The sequence below is a fragment of the Cupriavidus sp. 22TCCZM04-2 genome, assembly GCF_057798895.1.
This window is the reverse complement of the sequence record NZ_JBYOJS010000030.1, coordinates 12,673-33,253: the sequence shown is the minus strand read 5'-3', so window position 1 is coordinate 33,253 and position 20,581 is coordinate 12,673. Positions and strand designations below refer to the sequence as shown.

Below are 20,581 nucleotides of genomic sequence, written 5' to 3'. Positions count from 1 at the left end.
CTTCGTGAAATGGAACGGACGTTTGGATGTCCGGGGCAAGGCTCAGCGCAGTGTCCGTTGGTGGCCGCATGCGGCCCGACGCTGGACACAACCGAGCGTCCCTCCCGTACCGGCCAGCGTGGGGCAGAGAACGACCCACTACAGTCGCTGGACCATGCGTCTGGCCAAGGCAGTTTCCTGGTGAAGCGGGCGTCTGAATGGCACCGTCGGGGCGGCATCGCACGTCGCTTCCTGACCGGCAACCGCCCGCTGGCCGGCCATTTTCCCTAGCAGCCACGACGCCATGCCTGATTTCCGAGCATGGCGTCGCCGATTGACAATGCCTCTCCTTAGACTTGCGCCTGTCCACCGTCAACAAACAATTCCGCGCCGTTGACGAAGCTCGAATCGTCGGAAGCGAGGAACAGGGCGGCACCGGCAATCTCGTCGGGCTCGCCTACTCGCCCCATCGGGATGCGTGACGCGAGATAGTCCAGCAACCCCTGCTGCTGCGTGACATCGGGACCGGCCAGTTCGACCAGGCCAGGCGTACGCGTGGCGCCTGGGCTGATCGTGTTGACGCGAACGCCGCGGTCCTTCAGGTCCAGAATCCAGCTACGGGCGAACGCCCGGATGGCAGCCTTCGAGGCGGAATAGACGCTGAAGGCGGCGGTGCCTTCAATGGTCGCGGTGGAGCCGGCCAAAATCACCGATGCCCCGCGGGAGAGCAGCGGCAACGCCTTCTGCACGGTGAACAGCGTGCCCTTGACGTTGCGGTCGAAGGTGTCGTGGTAGTGGCCCTCGGTGATGTCGCCAAGCGGCACCATCGTGCCGCCGCCGGCGTTGGCAAACAGTACATCGAGCCGGCCCTTCTCGGCGCGGATCTGCTTGTAGAGCAGATCCAGTTCTTCAGGCTTGGAGGAGTCCACACGCACGCCCGTGGCGTTGCCAATGGCTGCGACCGCTGCGTCGAGTTCGGCCTGCCGGCGGCCTGTGACATATACATGCGCACCTTCTGCGGCGAACCGCTTGGCGGTGGACAGTCCGATGCCGCTCGTGCCACCGGTTACGAGTGCGATCTTCTTTTCGAGTCTGCGGGTCATGGTGATTCTCCTTGCCTGATTTCGGTTGATTTCGGTTGACGTCGATTCGCGAGAGGCGATGGAAGAAGCATATCGACGGCCGCATCTTTTCGAAATAGAATTGATCGCAAACCATCATTGCGAAAATGAAATGATGAAATTTCCCGATTTCGAGGGGCTGGCGATGTTTGCCAAGGTGGCAGAAGAAGGATCGTTTGCCGCGGCGGCACGCGCCATGGGCGTGTCCGTGGCCACCGTGTCGCGCGGCGTTGCGAGGCTGGAGGAGCGGCTAGGTGCACGGCTTTTCAATCGCACTTCGCGGCAACTGGCATTGACGGAATTCGGGGCGTCGATTGCCGAGAAAGCGGGCGACATCTACCGACAGGCCGAAGAGGCAGAGAACGCCGCCCGGGAACTATCGACGCAGCCACGAGGCCTCATCCGCCTTTCTGTACCGATGTCCTTTGGCGTACGCTGGGTTGCGCCACTGCTCCCGGCGTTTTTCCGGGCATATCCAGAGGTCTCGATCGATCTGCACTTGTCCGATGCGACTGCGGACATCGTCGCCCAGGGATTTGACGCGGCGTTACGCATTGCCGCACTGCCGGACTCGTCCCTGATCGCCAGGCGCTTGTGCCCGGTGTCACAGACCTTGGTGGCATCGCCAGCGTACTTGGACGGCTTCGGTCGCCCAGCCCACCCCCGCGATCTCGTGGGCAGACCATGCCATTCCTATGCTTACCGGGCGCGTAGCGATGTTTGGCGCTTCGTTAATGACGCGGGTGAGGAGCACCCAGTGACGCCGGTGGGTCCGCTGCGCGTGACCAACTCGGAAGCGCTGCTCCCCATGCTACTGGCGGGGCAGGGCATTGCAGAATTGCCGGAATTCATGGCGGGCGAATATCTGGCCGACGGACGGCTAGAGGCGATCCTGCCTGGCTGGAGCCTGACACGCGGCGGACTGTACTTTGTCACGCCATCGGCACGAGCCCGGCCCGCCAAGGTCACTGCGCTCGCCGATTTCTTTGCAAAACACCTCTCTTCGCCCCCATGGTCGCGGCCGCCGGTTGATGGATCGGGCGCTCCACAGCGGGGGAAATAGCATTGGAATGACTCTTGCCGTCAGGGATTCTGCCCTCGTCTGCAGGGCTGTGAGAGACCGTGGCGCGTGTGTCAGGCGTTGAACAATCCTTAACGATTTGAGCCAGCCGAGGGCGAGGGCGCCCGCCGGCGCTACACGGCCGGTAAGAGTCCACGGCCTATCGAGCCGCCTGATGGTACCGGCTCGCAAACCGGGACGCGATTGCAGTCTTGTGCAGTCTCGCCCGGCGCCTCGACAACCGGAAGCGGCGAGTTATTTCAGGACTCTGGTCCGTCGGCTGGAGTTTTGCATTCGGACCAGAATCCCTGCATCACAATCAGGGTCCTCAGTCGGTCAGACCTGGTGTTATTGCGCGAGGAAATCGACGATGGCATTTACGGTGGCTTGTGGCTGCTCTTCCATCAGCCAATGACCGGCATTTGGGATGACCAGTTCCTTCACGTTGCTGGCGGCATTTCGCATGACTATTGCCTCGTTCCGGCCAAAGGACTTCTCGCCGCCAATTGCCAGCACGGGCATGGTCAACTTGGTCGCCAGCGATTTCTGATTGTCCTCGGCGTCCTGCGGAATTGACAGAAATTGCGCAAACGCGGAATGCATGGCGCCCGGCCCGGCATATATCCGGGCGTAGTGAACCCGCGTGGCCTCGTCGATCTTCGAGGCGTCCCCTGCGAATTCATTCCAGAACCTGTCCAGGTAGATTCGCTCCCGGCCTTTCACTAGCCGCTCGGCATCGGGGCCCCCAAAAGAGAAGTGCCACAGAGCCGGCATACGGACGATCTGCTCCCATGGCGGCACCCCGGGCACCGGAGCGTCCATCACGACCAGCCGCTTTGTCTTGTCCGGATAGCGCTCCGCATAGGCGAATGCGACCATGGTGCCAATGTCATGGCCGACCACGTCGGCCTGATCGATATTCAGTTGAGCCAGCACTGACCGGATGTCGGCCGCCTGCGTGCGCTTGTCATAGCCGCCGTCGGGGTGTGATGACAGCCCCATTCCCCGCAGGTCAGGAACCACGACGGTATGTGTGCTTGCGAGCTGGGCGGCCAGTGGTGCCCACATGTCGCCCGTGTCGCCGAATCCGTGCAGCAATACCACCGCCGGCCCGTTGCCCCCCACACGTACAAACAAGGTGGCTCCGTCGGTCTGGACATTCTGATTGCGAAAGCCCGGCGGATATGGCTTCACCTGTGCGTGCAAAGGGTGGGCCATGGCAACCATGAGGGCGACTACGGCAAGCAGTTTTCGCATGGCTTCCTCTTTGAGCGTGACGGGGCTTTACCAGTAAGTGGCTTCTTAATCGCTGAAATGACAGTGCACTATTAGATGCTTCTCAAGCGTAGTGCATGCCACGCGCGGCGCAAGGCCCAGGACCTGTCAAACTCATATCGAATTTAGGCGCGCCCCTTTTAGATGGGAGCAGGCCGCCATTGACGGCAGAGGGCCATCCGTCGCGGCAACGCGTAACGGCCTCGTCAGTCGTGTGTGAGAGCAGACGTGTTGTAGATCTTCTCGCACCAGGCGGAACTTGCGCCCAGCAGCCGCGAGAGCTTTGCGGCGGCAACGAGCTGAACGCGCGCGATTTCGGTGCGCTCTGCTGCCTGCAGCCGCGAAGCCGGCCCGGAGAGTGTGAGGGCAGCCAGGAACTTGTCGCCTGAGCCGAAGAGCGGCGTCGCAAACGCCGCCGTGTACACGTCGCGCACCCCTGAAGTGAACCACGGCAGCGGCTCATCGCGATTTGATGAGGCTTCCCCCTTGCCCCAGTACTTGAGTACCGAACCAATCGCAGTGTCGTCGAGCGGCAGGATCGTGCCAGGCAGACGGGTTTCTCGCAGGCCCTCACTGGGTTCGGCGCGGTACAGACACATGCGATGCTCGTCGCCGTGCAGCACGTAGTACGACGCGCTTTCCCGCGTAGCCAGGGCGAGCTCCTGCAACACAGGCTCGATCACGGAACCGAGCTGAAACGATTGCTCATACAGCTTTCCCAGATAGAGCAGGCGCGGACCCAGCGCGTAACGGCCATCGGCCGTGCGCACCACATAGCTCATCCTCTCCAGGGAGTTCAGCAGCCGAAAGACGGTCGTCTTATGCATCCCCGACGCCGTCGACAGGTGTGCAAGGGACAGAACTTCCGAGCCGAGCCGGAAGCAATCCAGCAGGCTCAGTGCCTTTTCAACGGCGGCTACCCCGTGATTACTCATTTTTCATTCCCGACGCAGTTTCGAGCATTGTACTGTGTACAACATGATTTTGCAGGGTACACGGGTATACGCCTAGTGGAAGGGCGACCGGGAGCGACTATAGTTCCCTCAGATTTGTGAAACAGTGTTGTACATCGTACAACTACAACAACGGAGACCACCATGCGAGCAATTCGATCCCGCGTTCTTCTCTTCGCTGCAATGGCCATGACCGCCGTGTCGGCCCAGGCAGCGTGGCCAGAGGACCGGCCCATCGAGGTGTATGTCGGATTCGCCGCAGGCGGCGGAACCGACTTGCTCGCCCGTGCGATGGCACCGTTTCTGCAAAAGCACCTGGGCGGGAAGGCACGCATCGTTGTGGTCAACAAGCCGGGCGCCTCGGGCGAGATTGCTTACCTGTCGCTTTCAAGGGCCGCACCCGACGGTTACACGATCGGCATCATCTCGACGCCTTCTTTCCTGACGATTCCCATCCAGCGCAAGCCTAAATACGATCCGGCCGCCATCGTTCCGCTGGCACGCGTCATCGACGACCCAACCATGTTTGTGGTCGCTGGCGACAGCAAGCTGGCGTCGATGGCCGATCTGGTCAGGCAGCTCAAGGGCAATCCGGAAGGCCTGTCGATGGGCAGCAACGGCATCGGCACGAACGGCCATATGGCTGCATTGGCCCTCCAGCGGGCCACCGGCGCCAAGGTCAACCACATCCCCTTTGCCGGAACGTCGCAGACGAAGACCAGCCTGTTGGGCCATCACATCGACGTCATGGCGATGAGCACCACCGAATTCACCGAAGCCGACCGCGCGTCGAGGGACGTGAAGGTGCTCGCGCAACTTGGCAGTGAACGTCGACAGGGCGTCGTGGCGGACGTGCCAACGGCCCGTGAACAGAACCTCGACATCACGATCTCGTCCGAACGAGGCTTCGCGGCGCCGCGCGGACTGCCGCCCGCCATTGCGAAGCGCCTGCAGGACGCCATCGAGGCCACCACCAAAGACCCCGAATTCCTGTCCCGCGCCGTGAATGAGGCGCGGGGTATCTCCTATCTGTCCGGCGCGGCGTGGACGCAGCACATGACCACGCAGCGCGGCAAGTTCGAAAGCCTGTGGAAGACCGCTTCCGCGAAGTAACTGCAACCAGCAGGTCCTATTTGTTTGTCCGTCACATCTGGAGTCGTATATGAGCACCCAAGCCAAAGCATCCCCCGCGATCCGTCGCGATTTTGAGCGCGTGTCCCCTGAACTGGTGGAGCGTGCTTCGAAGTTCCAGGCCGCCATCCTGGCGGATGTGGTCGGCCGTCGCGGCACGCTGAACGCCCGGGTGCAAGGCCTGTCGCCGGCGATGAAGGTGTGCGGCCCGGCGCTGACCGTCGAGGTGCGCCCGGGTGACAACCTCATGTTCCATGTGGCGCTGGCCATCGGGAAGCCTGGCGACGTCATCGTGGTCGATGGCAAGGGCGACCAGACCGCGGCGCTGTGCGGCGAGATCATGGCCACGCAGGCCCAGGCGTCCGGTTTCGCCGGCTTCGTCATCGACGCCGCCGTGCGCGATTCGCATGAACTGGCCAGTGGCCCGTTCCCGGTGTTTTCGGCCGGCACCAATCCCTGCGGTCCCACCAAGGCCATCGGCGGCCTGGTGAACTGGCCGGCATCGGTAGCGGGCGTGGCCGTCAATCCGGGCGACCTGATCGTGGGCGATGCCGACGGCGTGGTGGTCATCCCGCGCGAAGACGTGCCGGCCATCCTGGAACTGGCGCAGAAGAAGGTGGATGCTGAAGCAAAGCGTATCGCCGCCATCAAGGCCGGCGAGCTGCGTCCGGGCTGGCTGGACAAGGAGCTGCGTGCCGCCGGCGTGCTGGCCGAAGGTGAATCGCTGTGAGCAGCATGAAGAAGCCCGCTCTACTGGTCACGGGTAATGACCTGGCGCCGCAGGCGCTTGAACTGCTGAAGGACTTTGAAGTGACCTTCGCGGGCAAGCAGTGCAGCGAGGAAACCGTGCTGGCACTGGCCAAGGAAAAGGACCCGGTAGCCATCATCGTGCGCTACGGCAAGGTGGGGGCGACGATCATGGATGCCGCCCCTTCGCTCAAGGTGATTTCCAAGCACGGCAGCGGCATCGACGTGATTGACCAGAAGGCGGCCGCCGAGCGCGGCATCGCGGTGAAGGCGGCAGTGGGGGCGAATGCTGCCGCCGTGGCCGAGCATGCGTGGGCGCTGATCCTGGCCTGCGCCAAGGCGGTGCCCCACCTGAATGACCGTATGCGCGCTGGCCACTGGGACAAGTCGACCCACAAGTCCATCGAGCTGAATGGTCGTACGCTGGGCCTGGTGGGCCTGGGCGAGATTGGTCGTCGCGCCGCCGCGACCGGTGTGGCGTTGGGAATGAACGTGATCGCGTTCGACCCTTATGCCAAAGCTGTGCCCGCCGGTGTGACGCTGGTGGACAACCTGCCGCAGCTCTATCGTGAGTCCGATGTGGTGTCGCTGCATTGCCCGCTGACGGAAGAGAACCGCGGGATGCTGAACCGCGAGACGCTGGCCCAGTTCAAGGACGGTGCGATCCTGGTCAATACGGCACGCGGCGGTTTGATCGACGAACCGGCACTGGCCGAGGCGCTGACCAACGGCAAGCTCTACGCGGCCGGGCTGGACAGCTTCGCCGCCGAGCCGATGACCGTTCCCCATCCGTTCCAGCAAATCCCCAACCTTATCCTGTCGCCGCATATCGGCGGCGTCAGCGACGCGGCCTATGTGAACATGGGCGTTGGCGCAGCAAAGAACGTGCTGGCTGTACTGCAGGACACGGTCGCTTCGGTGTAAGTGAAACCCCCAGGTTTCCTCAGATAGAAACAGGCATCACCGCGGGTCAGGCAGCAAGCCGGACCCGCCGGAGGTGCCAGGAGACAATGATGTTGCATCGCGCATTTTTCCGTTTGGCTTCTTTGGTCACCGTCATCTCGGCCGTCGCCGGCGTGGCCACACCCGCACTGGCCGCTTACCCGGACAAGCCCGTCCGGATCGTCGTGCCGAATCCGCCTGGCGGCGCCGTCGATGTGGTGACACGCAAGATCGCCCAGAAGTTGACTGTGCAAATGGGCCAGAGCTTTGTGGTCGAAAACAAGCCCGGTGCGTCGGGCACGATCGGCACCACGCAGGTCGTCAATGCACCGGCGGATGGCTACACGCTGCTGGCCAACGATAACTCGTACACGACGCTGCCCTACGTTTTCAAGAAACTGAACTGGGACCACCAGACTGCGCTGGTGCCCATCGCACCGTTCGCCTTCTCTCCGGTGGTGCTCGGCGTGAAAGCCGATTCGCGGTTCAAGGATCTCGCGTCACTAGTCAGCTATGCGAAGGCGCATCCTGGTGAGGTGACGTTCGGAACGGGCGGCCCAGGCAGCTCGCCGCATTTTGCCGCCGAAGCCTTCCAGCAGGCGGCCGGCATCAAGCTGATGCACGTGCCGTACAAGGGTGCCGGCGAAGCCATGGTTGGACTGCTGGGCGGCAGCGTCGATCTGCTGGTGGTGTCCACGCCGACCGCGGTGGCGCCGGTCAAGGGCAACCAGATGCGGCTGCTGGGCATCAGCGGCAAGAGTCGGGTCGACGTGTTCCCGAATGTGCCGACGTTTGCAGAAGCCGGCGTACCGGCCTTCAGCCTGTTCAACTGGTCCGGCCTGGCTGCACCGAAGGGCACGCCCAAGGAAGTCATCGCCCGTCTGCAGTCGGAGGTCCAGAAGGCGCTCCAATCGCCCGACATGAAGCAATTCCTGGCGCAGATGGGTTCACAGCCTGGGAATCTGGATAGCGGCGCATTTGCACAATTGATCCAGAAGGAAACTGCGCAATGGGCCACCGTTGCACAGAAGGCCAATATCGAAAAGCAATAACCCGGAGACCCACGATGTTGCTGCTTGCGCCACCTGCCGTTCGCGATGCGGCCGTGCTCACACGGCTGCCGGAATCGTTTCGCCGGCAGGATCGGGACAACGCCTGGTCGCTCGCCAATCGCGGCGGGGCGCTCACCGATTCCTTCCTGGAAGGGCCGGTCTGGTCGGATGGATATCTGTGGGTGACAGATATCCCCTATGGCCGCGTGTTTCGCGTATCGATGCTCGGCGACTGGGAGCTGATTGCCGAGTATGACGGCGAGCCGAATGGCATGAAGCGGCTGGCCGGCGGCGACTTCCTGATTACCGACTATCGCAATGGCCTGATGCGGCTGGACCCGAAGTCCGGCACTGTCACACCGTTCCTGGAGCGCCGCAACTCCGAGCGCTTCCGGGGCGTGAATGATCTGACCTTCGATTCGGACGGCAACCTGTATTTCACGGACCAGGGCCAGACCGGCATGCACGACCCCACGGGCCGCGTGTATCGCCTGGCACCCGATGGCAAGCTCGATGTGCTGCTGGCCAACGCGCCCAGTCCGAACGGGCTGGTCCTCTCGCCGGACGAGAAGGTGCTGTACGTGGCCATGACACGCGGCAACTGCGTATGGCGCGTGCCGCTGCAGGCCGATGGCTCGGTCAGCAAGGTCGGCCAGTTCTTCACGTCGTATGGGCCCAGCGGCCCCGACGGGCTGGCCATGCGTGCCGATGGCTTTCTTCTGGTCGCCAATCCGGGGCTGGGCTATGTCTGGGTGCTCAACCATCGTGCCGAGCCGGTCGAAGTGATTCGCACGCCCGTGGGGGCATCGCTCACCAACCTGTGCTTCGGCGGAGCCGACGGCAAGACGCTGCTGATGACCGAGTCCACGACCGGCTCGATCTTGTGCGCGGAGATGCCGGAAGGCGGCGCCCCGGTGCATGGCGGACGTTTGGCATGACCACCGGACCGATCCCCGTCATCGACTTCGCCGGCGCGTGCGACTGCCATATGCATATCTATGACAGCCGCTATCCGGTGGCGCCGGGCGCGACGCTACGGCCGGCCGATGCCTCGGTCGACGACTACCGCAGGGTCCAGCGCCTGCTGGGCACGCAGCGCGTGATCGTGGTGACCCCATCGACCTACGGCACCGATAACGCCAGCACCACCGATGCCATCGCGGCGCTGGGCCCGTGCGCACGCGGCGTGGCGGTGGTGGCCGATGTCACTGACGATGAACTGGCGTGGCTGCACCGGGCGGGCATTCGCGGCATCCGCTTGAACCTGACGCTGCCCGCGCCGGTATCGCTTGACGACCTGCCTGCGCTGGCCGAGCGGATTGCCGCATTCGGATGGCACGTCCAGCTCAACCTGCCGCCCGAGTGGCTGCCCGACGCGGCCGGCATGCTGGCGGCGCTGCCAGTGCCGATGGTGTTCGACCACTATGGCCATCTGCCGCTCGGCAAGCCGCAGGCGGAGTCGGCCTTCCGCGTCATTGCCGATCTGGTGTCAGCCGGCAATGCCTGGGTAAAGCTGTCGGGCCCTTATATCGAATCGCTCGACGGGGCTCCGCACTACGGCGACATGCAGCCCCTGGCGGCGCGCTACCTGAATCTGGCGCCGGAGCGGATGCTGTGGGGATCGGACTGGCCGCACCCCTCGGCGCAGGCCAGGGGGGGCCAGCCGGTCGACGATGCCGCCGTGCTGCGCACGTTCATAGGCTGGTGTGGATCGTCCGACACAGCGCAGCAGGTGTTGGTTCGCAATCCGCAAACGCTTTACGGGTTCGGGGACGTCATCCCGGCCTGAGTCGTACCGCAAGGAAGAACTGGAGACATGATGTTCGAATCGCTTCACCTGTCGGCCCGCGTGGGCAAGCTGGGCATTTCGGTCTGCCTGGCCGCCGCATCGTTTGCCTTGGGCGCAGCCAACGCGCAGACGGATTGGCCTGCCAACAAGGTCATCAACTACATCGTGCCGTACCCGGCGGGTGGCACGACCGATATCCTGGCGCGCCTGATCGCGCAGAAGGTCGGGCAGGCGCTGCATACCACCATCGTGGTCGAGAACCGCCCCGGCGCCACCGGCGCCATCGGCTCGGCCTTCGTGGCCCGCGCCGCACCGGACGGCTACACGTTGCTCGGTGCTTCGACCGCTTCTCACGCCATCAACCCGGCGCTGAATCCGAAGCTGCCGTATGACGCGGTGAAATCATTCACGCCGGTGGCGCTGCTGGGCACCATCCCAAGCGTGCTGATCGTCGGGCCGAACAGCCCTTACAAGAGCGTCAAGGAACTGGTGGCCGCTGCCAAGGCCAAGCCGGGCACCGTGAGCTACGCGTCGGGCGGCAACGGCACGATCCTGCAGATGTCGGCGGAACTGCTGCAGCAGCAGGAAAGCGTACGCATGAACCATGTGCCTTACAAGGGCGACGTCCCGGCGATCCAGGATGTCATGGCTGGCCATGTTGATTTCATGTTCGCGCCTACCGCGCCGATTCTTCCTCACGTACAGGCCGGGAAGCTGCGCGCGCTGGCCGTGGCCACCGCGGCGCGGGTGCCAAGCCTGCCGAACGTGCCGACGATGGCCGAAGCGGGCGTCGCGAACTTCGAGGCGGAGCAATGGCAGGGTGTCTTTGCACCGGCCGGCACGCCGCCTGCCATCGTCCAGCGGCTCAATGCCGAGATCAATAAGGCTTTGCAAGATCCCGAGGTCAAGGCGCAACTGGGCAAGCTGGGGATCAAGATCGTTGGCGGAGCGCCCCAACGGCTCGCCGAGATCCAGAAGGCGGATATCGCCAAGTGGAGCCGCGTTGGCAAGGCGGCCAACATCACGCTGGAGTGAACCATGGTTGACAGCATGGAAGCGAGCAGATCGTGGCCCCGCCTGTATCAGTTTGCATAACCACCGGAGCAAGACGTTGTACACCGCAGTTGCCGAACACCAAGAGCCCAATCTGGAAGCCGACACCATCAGGAAGGTTGCCTGGCGCATCGTCCCGTTCCTGATGGTCTGCTATTTCTTCAACCTGCTGGACCGGGTCAATCTCGGCTTCGCGGCGCTGGAGATGAACAAGGACCTGGGATTCAATGCCGCCGTCTATGGACTCGGCGGCAGCATCTTCTTCGTCTCGTACTTTCTGTGCGAGGTGCCGAGCAACCTGGCGCTGCAAAAGGTCGGCGCGCGCCGCTGGATTGCGCGGATCATGATCTCGTGGGGCCTGGTCTCGGGCGCCATGGCGTTCGTGTCGGGCGAGACGTCGTTCTATACGATTCGCTTCTTGCTGGGCGCTGCCGAAGCGGGCTTCTTCCCGGGCGTCATTCTGTACCTGACCTACTGGTTTCCGTCGGCCTATCGGGCGCGCATTGTTGCTACGTTCATGGTGTCGATTCCGCTTGCGAGCTTCCTCGGGTCGCCGCTGTCGGCGGCGTTGCTGCACGTGCACGGCTTTCTGGGCCTGAATGGCTGGCAATGGCTGTTCCTCCTCGAAGCCCTGCCCACGGTACTGCTCGGCATTGCCTGCCTGTTTGTGCTGACCGACCGGCCGCAGGTTGCCAAATGGCTCGACGCGGACCAGAAGACGTGGCTGGAACAACGCCTGGACAGTGAACGTGCGGGCAAGAAGCTCGTCGGCAAGGCGTCGATCTGGAAGCTGCTCTCGAACCGGCATTTCCTGGTCATGGCGCTGGTTTGTTCGGGCGCGTCGGCCGCCGGTACAACACTGTCGCTATGGCAACCGCAACTGTTGAAGTCGTTTGGGTTGTCGACATTCGAGACCGGCCTGATCAACGCGGTGCCGTACGGATTGGCATGCGTTGTCATGGTGCTCTGGGGGCGGCATTCGGACAAGACCAGCGAGCGCCGCTGGCATACGGCCATCCCGCTGGCCTGTATCGCCGTGGGGCTGCTGGCGACGCTGGTGGCTCCCGCGCTGGCCACGACGATGCTGGGCTTGAGCCTGGCGCTGTGCGGGGCGTACTCTTTCAAGGGCCCGTTCTGGACACTTTCGTCGGGTTGGCTCGATTCCGGCTCCGCAGCGGCAGGGCTGGCGGGTATCAATGCGGCATCGAACCTTGTCGGCGGCGGAATGATCTCGCTGGTGGGTCTGATCAAGACTGCGACGGGAAGCTACGGACTTGCACTCCTTCCGCTGGTTGCGCTGGCATTGCTCGGTAGCATGAGTTTGTTGTGGATCAGCCGGAGTGCCAGTCCCGGTGGCAGCAGCGCGAAACAATAGCTGGATGCGGTTGCCGTGTCTGCGGACACCGTTCGTTACGGAGGCAACATACCGGGCGTTGAGGGTTGAGCGACCGGCGCCTGGAGGGCCGGGCGCGAACAGGGCGGGCCGCGGCCCGCCCTGTTCGCGCCGCGCTTCGATGGCGGCTTAACTATGCGCGCCGTCGGTGAACGGATCCCGCCGATCCGTGACGCCCCTCGCACCTTCCGAGTAGACGTCGAACTTGCCTGCCTTCGCCCCGTCGGTGTACGGGTCGCGCGGCCCGTTGATATGCGTCTTGCCGCCGCTGGAATCGGCAGGCAGGTTACTTGCATGGGCCAGGACCGCGGACGAAGTCAATGCGGCGAGAACAACAGTGGATAGGATTTTCACGACAGTCTCCAAATCTAACAGCGGTGGTGTCCATAGCGGTGCCGTCAGGCCTACGCTTGGTATGTGCATGTCGGGCCCGCTTTCTGGAGGCCGGTGCCCCTTGCCTTCGGGTTCGCCATGCACTTGTCCAATTGCGCCGGCATCCTGTTTATTCCCTGTTCAGTTGCCCAGTTCTGTCCGGATGGCCTGCGCGAACGCGTTCACATGAACCGGCTCGGCGTCGCTGATTGCCCAGAAGTCCATACCGTTCTGGTGCCAATGGACGATCGAGTAGCCGTCGGATGAATCGGCCACCGGGGTTGAAACGCCGCCCCCTGACGGGAAGACGTAAAGATCGATCGGGTGCCGCTGGTAGCGGTAGATCAGGACAGCCACCATGCGATGGTCGACGTAGTCAACGCGGCCGCCAGCCAGGGGAAAGTCCCCACCCGGCAACTGGATGACCGGCGGCGCGTAATCGAGCCGCCCGTTGAACCAGGGCTTCACCGTGTGCTGATCGGTTGACAACACGTCCATCGAGTGTTGCGACAGCAGCGCGCGGACGTGGCTTGTCACGAGCTCCTGCCCCATCCTGCTGCTTTGCTGCGAGGGCACCAGCGAGAGCATGGCCACTACCACTGCGGAGGCGGCGACGCCGGCAAGGCCGCCGCCTGCCCACGCCAACGCAGGATTCATGGAACGCATGCGCCATGCCAGCCACGACACGCGGCGCGATTTCCCTGGCAGCCCGGCCTCCACGCGTGCGCGCAGGTACGGTGGCGCACGGTAGTGAAGCGAGCCATCGCGCAATAGATCGTTCAGCGACGTCATCGCCTTGTCATCGTCCATGATTGGCTCCCATCGAACGGCCCGGCACTGGCATTGGGGAAAGAGGGATGCGGCCGCCCCGGCCTTGCGTCTGGGCTGCCCGAACCACGGTGCAGAGAAGCCGGCGGCCGCGCGCCAGCCGCGACATCACAGTGCCGATCGGAATGCCCGCGACGCTGGCGATATCGCGGTAGCTCATTTCTTCCAGCTCACGCAGCACGAGAACCTCGCGATAGTCGACCGGGAGTTGCTCGAGTGCGCGGTGTACCAATTGCGCATCGTCGCGGCGTACCGCCAGTGTTTCGGGATCGCTGCCGATATCGTCCTCCCATCCGGGCAGCCGCTCGTCGCCGTGGAGGACTTCGTCAAAGGGCGTGCCGTCGGCGGCGTCACGCCGCCGGCGCCATTCGCTGAACCATGTGTTCCTGACAATGGCGAGCAGCCACGCACGCGCATTGCCACCGTGAAAGGTGTCGAAGAAGCGAAATGCGCGCAAGTAGGCTGCCTGCACGATATCGTCCGCGTCGTTCGCGCTGCCGCTCAGCCAACGTGCCAGGTTGTAGGCAGCGTCGAGATGCGGCAGCATTACCTGCGCGAAACGGCTGGACTCATCAGTAGAGTTCACGGTGCTCTCCTCTGTCTTGCACCTGTCCTACCATCGGCTGCGGCGATTTATTCCGCGCTACGATTCGTTCAGGAAGTCCGGAAAGACCTGCGTGAGCACCAACACGCCCTCGGGATTGAAGTAGAAGTGCATGGTCGAGTACTGCACGGCGTCAGACGCGAAGCGATAGCTCCAGACCTTGCGCCGCATGAGTGGGATATAGGAGGTTTCCGCGGGCTTTCCGAAGTGGACCAGCACGTCCTGCATGGTCCACTCGCCGACCCTCGCCATGCCGAACTCTTCGGCGGTCAGCATCTGCCGGACACTGACTACGCGCCCGTCCGGGTCGATCTGGGCTGCCCATTTGGCTTCGCCCTGCGCGGGATAAAGCCAGCGGCGCGAACCATCCGGGAGCCGATAGACCTCGCGCGGCGGGCCAAGCGTGGCTTGCAACTCCGCTTCGCTGGCGCCCGGCGCAACCAATTGCCACGCGGGACTTGCACAGGCGAAGGCCAGGGCCGAGGCAGCCAGCGCCGGCAACAGCCTTGCATGCCGGACAAGGGGCGCCAGGACGCGCCGGTTTGGGAATATTGAAATCATGGTTGTCCTCCGACGGTCATGGTGCAACTCTCGCGATCCGACGCGGCGGAGCCGGACTATCTGCCGCGGCAGGCCAGGAGGCGGTGTCGATCGCAAGATGCTGTGCGACGTTCGGGCACCTGCATGTTTGCGTGGCTTGCCGCTGTGGCCACGAACACGCAGGCCTATCTCATTGAGTGACGGTGGTCAGTGCAGGCCTGGTGGTCTCGGCTGTGGTGCTGGGCGCGGTAGCAGGTTCCGACCGACGCTTCGCATCCAGCTTCTGCAATGCCTGCTGCAGATCGTCCGGATACTGAGTGTCACCGGGAGCCGCAGGGTTGTAGCCAACGGCCTCCAGTTCCTGCAGCTCTCTCAGGATGCCGGCACGCGTGACCTGAGGCATATCGTTCGGCGCCGCGGGTTGTGCCTGGGCAAAGCCGGCAGCAAGGCAGATGGGTGACGCAATGGCGAGCACGCAATACAGCCGATTCAACGATCTCGTTTTCATTTCACAGCTCCTTGGGGGCAAAAGCGCTTCTGTCTTTGACGCGCTTGCATGCATAACCGGCGGTCTGCGTGGAAAATTCCGCCTGCCCGCGAAGAGGGTGCAAGAAGCTTCGGATGCCCCGGGCCAGTGACATGAGAGAGAACGATGTGCGAAGGCGTTACGCCATCCCTAGGATGCGTAAGGCGATTTCGGAATAAAGCGGGCGCCGCGGCAGTCTAGCGAAGGTGCCGGACGATCAGCTCCCCGAAATGCCTGGCGTGACCCGCATCAGGATCTCGCAATACCCGCTGAGGCGAGTGCAACGCTCGCCTGAGTCCGGCCCAGCACCCGCCAAGGACCCAAATGCTATTCACCATCATTCAAAGCGCGTTCGCCTCGATGGGGGGTGCGATGCCTATGGCGGCATTGGCTTCAGTGTTCACGGTCGCGCAGGCGCAGGACGCCAATGTGGTCACGATCCGGAATTTCATGTTCTCGCCGATGTCCCTCAACATCAAGACCGGCTCGGCGGTGACCTGGAGCAGCGAACCACCAATCGCCTGTCGACAGGCGCTTTGCGCCGTACCGCTGGTGGCCGGCCGCGATGAGCCGGTGCCGGTCCGCGTCCTGTCCAAAGCGGCGCAAATGCCAATGCCTGTGGAATGAACGACGAGTGCTCCACCACGCTATGGCGAGTTCTCGGGTCGAGGCGGACGTACCGGCGATGGGCTCCGCAGAAACATCGCTTACGGTTTGTCACAACCTCGTCGTCAACGCCAATTCAACACGGGTCGTTTTTACGGGCAAGCACAGCAACTTGCTGTGTCTCTAACCTCAAAGAAGGATTCATCATGAAGAAGCTGTTCGCCGCTGTCGCCTCCCTCGCCATCACCGGCGCCGCTTTCGCTCAAGGCGTTGCCCCGGCACCCGCTGCTGCCCCGGCACCGGAGGCTCCGATTGCGCAAGCCGCTCCGGCTCCCGCTGTGAAGGCCCCCCCCAAGACCGCTACCCATAAGCACGCGACCGCGCACGCCAAGGCCGCCAAGGTGAGCACGGCAAAGGCTGCTACTCCGGCGGCCGCAGCAAAGGCTACCCCCGTCGCGGCTGAGAAGGTCGCGCCGGCCCCCACCGCCACGAAGCAGTAGGCGGCGTTGGCAAGGCGGGCGAAGGGTAGTCGTTCGAGCCAAACCTTCCCATGCCTTCAGCGGCTTCTCAAGAAAACGGCCGACCGATTGGTCGGCTGTTTTGCTTTTGGCTGCCGCGATCGATGCGTTCCGTCCTTAACGTGATCGTGGCCTTCAGGCGCGGCCGTTTGGTCTCTTGACCGGCGACCGCCATCACATCGCTCGCGTGCCAGGATCAATTCATCGCTGTTCAGTGCATCGTGTAATTGAGCCGGAAGATCGACGCCACTCGCGAAGCGGGATGCGTGGCTCTCAGGCTAAGTTCCGGCCATGCAGATGGCCGCAGCGACCGGCTCTACCCAACCCTTGCGGTCACTGGGCCATGCGTGTTGCCAACGGCAGTTTCCTAGGCGAAGCGGTCGTCTGGATCGCACGGTCAGGGCGACATTAAACGTCGACCCTGGCCGGTCTCGGACCGAGACTCGCCATGCCACTATGATGATGCCGGCTGCGACCCGACCCCAAGACCGGCGGATTCGCGGATGCAGTGGATGAAGTAGTCCGCCGTGCGCGTGAGGATCGCACCTTCGCGCAGCACCAGGGCCATCTGGATATCCGGAGGATTCTCCGGCAGCGCGAGAGGCGTCAACAGGCTGGCGATATAGGGCGAGCGTACCGACGCCAGCGACAATGGCACCACCGCGTCAGTCTCCAGCATGAGCGTGCTGAACAGGACGTTCGACGTGCTGCGGGTGATGCGGCGCGGCGGCGGCAGTCCGTGCCGGGCGAACAGGCCGGCGAGATAGGCGGGGTAGGTGTCGCTCGCGTCCTGGTGCAGCCATTCCGCGTGCCCTAGCTCCGCCAGCGAGGTTGCGCCGGCCAGCGGACTGCCGGCGCGCACTACGAATGACGTCGGATAGACCGCCAGTTCGGAGTACTGCAGGAACGGATCGGCGGCCAGAACCTGCGTGGCGGTGAGGCCGAAGTCGACCTGGCCGTTGCGCAGGTGTTCCTGCAGTCGCGGCGGGTCGAATTCCAGGAAGTCGACGCTCACGTCCGGCATGCCCTGTCGAAAGCGCGAGAATGCCGGCGGCAGCAGCGAGATGCCAGGTAGCGGCGACACCCCGATCCGGAGCCGGCCCTCATTGATGCCACGCCGCTGCGCCAGTTCTGACTCGGCCCGTTCGATTTCGCAGACGATCAGCCGAGCTCGCGCCAGCAGCGCCTGCCCATCGTTGGTTAGCGTCACGCCCCAGGAGTTGCGCGCCAGCAGTGGCACGCCGGCCTCGGCCTCCAGCTCGCGCATGGCTTTGGTGATGGCCGGCTGGGTCAGGCACAGCGCACGCGCGGCGGCGTTGATGCTGCCGTGATCGGCAATGGCGACGAGGGCGCGCAGGTGGTGGTGTTTCATGCGGGTCTACCCGGTCAGGGGTTTACCTGAATAACCCCGGGTTATGGTTATCAACTTTCGTGCTTTGTTACTGCGGCGGGGGATTACTTACCATGGGCTTTCCGCATCCATCCCCACAGGAACCCGAAAATGTCGCAAGGCGCCGCCATTATTCCCGAAATCCACGCCCATCAGGCGGAATTCGTCGCGCTGCGCCGCGACATCCACGCACATCCGGAACTCGGCTTCGAGGAGGTCCGCACCAGCCGCCTGGTGGCCGACAAGCTGGCGGAATGGGGCTACGATGTGACGGCGGGCGTAGGCGGCACCGGCGTGGTCGGGCAACTGAAGCTCGGCAACGGCACGCGCCGCATCGGCATCCGCGCCGACATGGACGCGCTTCCCATTGTCGAGGCTACCGGCCTGCCATACGCCAGCACGCACCACGGCAAGATGCACGCTTGCGGCCACGACGGTCACACTGCCATCCTGCTCGCCGCCGCGCACTACTTCGCGACCACGCGCCGATTCGACGGCACGCTCAACCTGATTTTCCAGCCGGCCGAGGAGGGGCAGGGCGGTGCGCAGCGCATGGTGGAGGACGGTCTGTTCAAGCGTTTTCCATGCGATGCGGTTTACGCCTTGCATAATGCGCCCGGCGTGCCGCTCGGGCACTTCGTTGTCCATGAGGGGCCGACGCTGGCGTCGTCCGATACCGTCACCATCACGCTGACCGGTAAGGGCGCGCACGGCGCGATGCCGCAGTACGGACGCGATCCCGTGGTGGCGGCCGCCGCCATTGTCATGGCGCTGCAGACCATCGTCGCGCGCAACCTGTCGGCCACCGATGCCGGCGTGATTACGGTAGGTTCACTGCAGGCCGGCACCACGCACAACGTTATTCCCGAGACGGCGAAGATCCTACTTACCGTGCGTGCGCTCGACCGAAATGTGCGCGACACGCTCGAGGCCCGCCTGCGCGAAGTGGTCGACCTGCAGGCCCGCAGCCTCGGTGTGAGCGCGGAAATTCACTATCACAAGGTCACCAGCGTGGTGGTCAATACGCCCGACGAAACGCGCTTCATCCGCGGTGTCATCCAGGACTCCTTCGGTCAGGACTGCGTGCAGGACATGGAAAAGGGCGCAATGGGTAGCGAGGATTTCTCATGGATGCTCGACGAAGTACCGGGCTGTTACGTTCTGCTCGGCAACGGTAGCGGCTCGCAGGGCGGCTGCATGGTCCACAACCCCGGCTACGATTTCAACGACGAGGCGCTCCCGCTGGGCGCGAGCATGTGGGCGCGGCTGGTTGAGCACTACCTCGTCGCCGCCTGAAAAAGGGAGGATGCTATATGGAGCAGAGACTCGATGCGGCCCTGACCGGCACTGCCTCGCCTGGCTTGCCGACCGCGCAGGCTGACGCCGCCACTTTCACCAGGCAGCGCCGCGCCGTGATCGCCGCCTCGCTCGGCAACGCGCTGGAGCTGTTCGACTTCACGGTGTTCAGCTTCTTCGCCGGGCTGATCGGCAAGCTGTTCTTCCCGGTAGAGGGCGAATATGGCCCCTTGCTGCTGGCGCTGGCCACGTTCGGCATCGGCTTTGTCATGCGGCCTTTGGGCAGCGTGGTGATCGGCAACTACGCCGATCGTGCCGGTCGCAAGCCGGCCTTGACGCTGACGATAGGCCTGATGGCGCTAGGCACGGCCATCATCGGTCTGGCGCCCACCTATGCACAGATCGGCATCGCCGCGCCGCTGCTGGTGGTCACGGGCAGGCTGCTGCAGGGCTTCTCGGCCGGCGGGGAGATCGGCGCCGCTACCAGCTTCCTGATGGAGTCCGGGACACGCAGCAACCGCGGCTTCATGGTGAGCTGGCAGATGGCCGGGCAGGGCGCGTCGGCGCTGGCCGGCGCACTGTGCGGCGCCCTGCTGACGCACGGCCTGTCGCAGGCCGCGCTGGAAAGCTGGGGCTGGCGTGTGCCCTTCCTGCTCGGCTTGCTGATTGGCCCGGTCGGCTTCTATATCCGCCGCCATCTCGACGAGACCCACCAGGACGTGGCGCGCGAGCGCAGCGCGCTGTCCGAGGCGGTGCATCAACATGGCCGCAAGCTGCTGCTCGGCACGCTACTGATCCTTGGCGGCACGGCCGAAATGTATGTAGTGGTGTTCTTCACGCCGGCCTGGCTGGTCAGGACCCTCCACATGCCGGCCGCCACGTCGCTGCTCGCGGCCTGTGCGGCCGGGGCGATCATGCTGATGGTATCGCCGCTCGCGGGGGTGCTCGCCGACCGCCTGAGTCGCCGCAAGCCGCTGCTGCTGACGTTGCGCATGGTGTCGCTGGTAGGGATCCTGCCGGGATTTCTGCTGGTGCAGCATGCGCCGTCACTCGGGTCGGCACTGGTGCTGGTATGCGGTGTGATGCTGCTGGCTACGTTGGGCGCGCCGGCCGGCTTTCTATTCATCATGGAGGCCTTCCCGCGCCGAGTGCGTGCCACCGGGCTGGCGATCATCTATGCCTGCGGCGTGACGCTGTTCGGAGGCTTCGCTCAATTTATCGTGACGTGGATGCTGAGCGTGACAGGTAGCCCGCTGTCGCCTGCATGGTACGTGCTCGGCTGCGGCACGGTGAGCCTGTTGGGGCTGCTGGCGTTTGCGGAGCAGCGTGTCGCGGATTGATTCGGCCGCCGCGGGGGCTTCACGGATGCGGCAGGCCGAGCCCGGCGACCGCGCTCCATCGAATGA

22 protein-coding genes are annotated in these 20,581 nt (G+C 63.9%); 13 read left to right on the top strand and 9 right to left on the bottom strand.

All coding sequences use genetic code 11. The features are described from left to right. Positions 1-329 precede the first annotated feature (329 nt). A complete protein-coding gene (locus tag AC3FKG_RS28225; RefSeq protein ID WP_483713606.1) occupies positions 330-1,082 on the bottom strand; it encodes an SDR family NAD(P)-dependent oxidoreductase in 753 nt (250 codons plus the stop codon). Positions 1,083-1,212: 130 nt separating this feature from the next. On the opposite strand from AC3FKG_RS28225, the gene AC3FKG_RS28220 reads away from it, so the two are divergent. After that, positions 1,213-2,163: a LysR family transcriptional regulator gene (locus AC3FKG_RS28220; RefSeq protein WP_488744733.1), complete on the top strand. Its 951-nt coding sequence runs from the start codon at positions 1,213-1,215 to the stop codon at positions 2,161-2,163. 345 nt (positions 2,164-2,508) lie between these two features. Here the strand turns inward: AC3FKG_RS28220 and AC3FKG_RS28215 are convergent, their stop codons facing one another. Next, the gene (locus tag AC3FKG_RS28215; protein ID WP_483713607.1) at positions 2,509-3,417 is read right to left on the bottom strand and encodes an alpha/beta fold hydrolase; all 909 of its coding nucleotides are present in this window, start codon (positions 3,415-3,417) and stop codon (positions 2,509-2,511) included. A gap of 224 nt (positions 3,418-3,641) precedes the next feature. After that, positions 3,642-4,370 (bottom strand): IclR family transcriptional regulator, encoded by a 729-nt coding sequence (locus AC3FKG_RS28210; protein ID WP_488744724.1) that lies wholly within the window; start codon positions 4,368-4,370, stop codon positions 3,642-3,644. Positions 4,371-4,532: 162 nt separating this feature from the next. On the opposite strand from AC3FKG_RS28210, the gene AC3FKG_RS28205 reads away from it, so the two are divergent. The 8 genes from AC3FKG_RS28205 to AC3FKG_RS28170 all read left to right on the top strand — a co-directional run bounded on the left by AC3FKG_RS28205 (position 4,533) and on the right by AC3FKG_RS28170 (position 12,477). After that, a complete protein-coding gene (locus AC3FKG_RS28205; protein WP_488744723.1) occupies positions 4,533-5,501 on the top strand; it encodes a tripartite tricarboxylate transporter substrate binding protein in 969 nt (322 codons plus the stop codon). 49 nt (positions 5,502-5,550) lie between these two features. Beyond that, positions 5,551-6,249 carry an RraA family protein gene (locus tag AC3FKG_RS28200; protein ID WP_483713612.1) on the top strand — a complete coding sequence of 233 codons (699 nt, stop codon included), beginning with the start codon at positions 5,551-5,553 and terminating at the stop codon, positions 6,247-6,249. Positions 6,250-6,254: 5 nt separating this feature from the next. Beyond that, entirely contained in the window at positions 6,255-7,190 is a 936-nt protein-coding gene (locus AC3FKG_RS28195) for a hydroxyacid dehydrogenase (RefSeq protein ID WP_488744722.1), read from the top strand. An 89-nt stretch (positions 7,191-7,279) separates the two neighbouring features. Beyond that, positions 7,280-8,260: a Bug family tripartite tricarboxylate transporter substrate binding protein gene (locus AC3FKG_RS28190; RefSeq protein ID WP_483714474.1), complete on the top strand. Its 981-nt coding sequence runs from the start codon at positions 7,280-7,282 to the stop codon at positions 8,258-8,260. A 14-nt stretch (positions 8,261-8,274) separates the two neighbouring features. Continuing rightward, entirely contained in the window at positions 8,275-9,198 is a 924-nt protein-coding gene (locus AC3FKG_RS28185) for an SMP-30/gluconolactonase/LRE family protein (RefSeq protein WP_488744721.1), read from the top strand. Next, complete coding sequence (locus AC3FKG_RS28180) at positions 9,195-10,049, top strand: amidohydrolase family protein (protein WP_488744720.1); 855 nt, start codon at positions 9,195-9,197, stop codon at positions 10,047-10,049. The genes AC3FKG_RS28185 and AC3FKG_RS28180 overlap by 4 nt, the downstream gene beginning before the upstream one ends. Before the next feature lie 30 nt (positions 10,050-10,079). Beyond that, positions 10,080-11,084: a Bug family tripartite tricarboxylate transporter substrate binding protein gene (locus AC3FKG_RS28175; protein WP_488744719.1), complete on the top strand. Its 1,005-nt coding sequence runs from the start codon at positions 10,080-10,082 to the stop codon at positions 11,082-11,084. A gap of 76 nt (positions 11,085-11,160) precedes the next feature. Beyond that, positions 11,161-12,477, top strand: a complete 1,317-nt coding sequence (locus AC3FKG_RS28170; protein ID WP_488744718.1) for an MFS transporter — start codon at positions 11,161-11,163, stop codon at positions 12,475-12,477. Between the two features lie 147 nt (positions 12,478-12,624). Here AC3FKG_RS28170 and AC3FKG_RS28165 read toward each other — a convergent pair whose 3' ends face one another. From AC3FKG_RS28165 to AC3FKG_RS28145, 5 genes are all read right to left on the bottom strand, one after another. Then, positions 12,625-12,849: a hypothetical protein gene (locus AC3FKG_RS28165; protein WP_483713620.1), complete on the bottom strand. Its 225-nt coding sequence runs from the start codon at positions 12,847-12,849 to the stop codon at positions 12,625-12,627. A gap of 159 nt (positions 12,850-13,008) precedes the next feature. Beyond that, positions 13,009-13,677 (bottom strand): anti-sigma factor family protein, encoded by a 669-nt coding sequence (locus tag AC3FKG_RS28160; RefSeq protein ID WP_488744717.1) that lies wholly within the window; start codon positions 13,675-13,677, stop codon positions 13,009-13,011. Continuing rightward, positions 13,667-14,242, bottom strand: coding sequence for an RNA polymerase sigma factor (locus AC3FKG_RS28155; RefSeq protein WP_488744732.1), 576 nt, complete (start codon positions 14,240-14,242; stop codon positions 13,667-13,669). The genes AC3FKG_RS28160 and AC3FKG_RS28155 overlap by 11 nt, the downstream gene beginning before the upstream one ends. A gap of 96 nt (positions 14,243-14,338) precedes the next feature. After that, positions 14,339-14,860 (bottom strand): dethiobiotin synthetase, encoded by a 522-nt coding sequence (locus AC3FKG_RS28150; protein ID WP_488744716.1) that lies wholly within the window; start codon positions 14,858-14,860, stop codon positions 14,339-14,341. A 169-nt stretch (positions 14,861-15,029) separates the two neighbouring features. Then, positions 15,030-15,347: a DUF4148 domain-containing protein gene (locus AC3FKG_RS28145; RefSeq protein WP_483713624.1), complete on the bottom strand. Its 318-nt coding sequence runs from the start codon at positions 15,345-15,347 to the stop codon at positions 15,030-15,032. Positions 15,348-15,689: 342 nt separating this feature from the next. Between AC3FKG_RS28145 and AC3FKG_RS28140 the strand changes: the two genes are divergently transcribed. Together AC3FKG_RS28140 and AC3FKG_RS28135 are read left to right on the top strand one after the other, a co-directional pair. After that, positions 15,690-15,992, top strand: coding sequence for a hypothetical protein (locus AC3FKG_RS28140; protein WP_488744715.1), 303 nt, complete (start codon positions 15,690-15,692; stop codon positions 15,990-15,992). A 185-nt stretch (positions 15,993-16,177) separates the two neighbouring features. Further along, the gene (locus AC3FKG_RS28135; protein ID WP_488744714.1) at positions 16,178-16,471 is read left to right on the top strand and encodes a hypothetical protein; all 294 of its coding nucleotides are present in this window, start codon (positions 16,178-16,180) and stop codon (positions 16,469-16,471) included. Between the two features lie 472 nt (positions 16,472-16,943). Here AC3FKG_RS28135 and AC3FKG_RS28130 read toward each other — a convergent pair whose 3' ends face one another. Further along, the gene (locus tag AC3FKG_RS28130) at positions 16,944-17,861 is read right to left on the bottom strand and encodes a LysR family transcriptional regulator (RefSeq protein WP_483713627.1); all 918 of its coding nucleotides are present in this window, start codon (positions 17,859-17,861) and stop codon (positions 16,944-16,946) included. A 129-nt stretch (positions 17,862-17,990) separates the two neighbouring features. On the opposite strand from AC3FKG_RS28130, the gene AC3FKG_RS28125 reads away from it, so the two are divergent. Further along, positions 17,991-19,175: a M20 aminoacylase family protein gene (locus AC3FKG_RS28125; RefSeq protein WP_483713628.1), complete on the top strand. Its 1,185-nt coding sequence runs from the start codon at positions 17,991-17,993 to the stop codon at positions 19,173-19,175. Between the two features lie 17 nt (positions 19,176-19,192). Continuing rightward, positions 19,193-20,515, top strand: coding sequence for an MFS transporter (locus tag AC3FKG_RS28120; protein ID WP_488744713.1), 1,323 nt, complete (start codon positions 19,193-19,195; stop codon positions 20,513-20,515). The last annotated feature ends 66 nt before the right edge of the window (positions 20,516-20,581 follow it).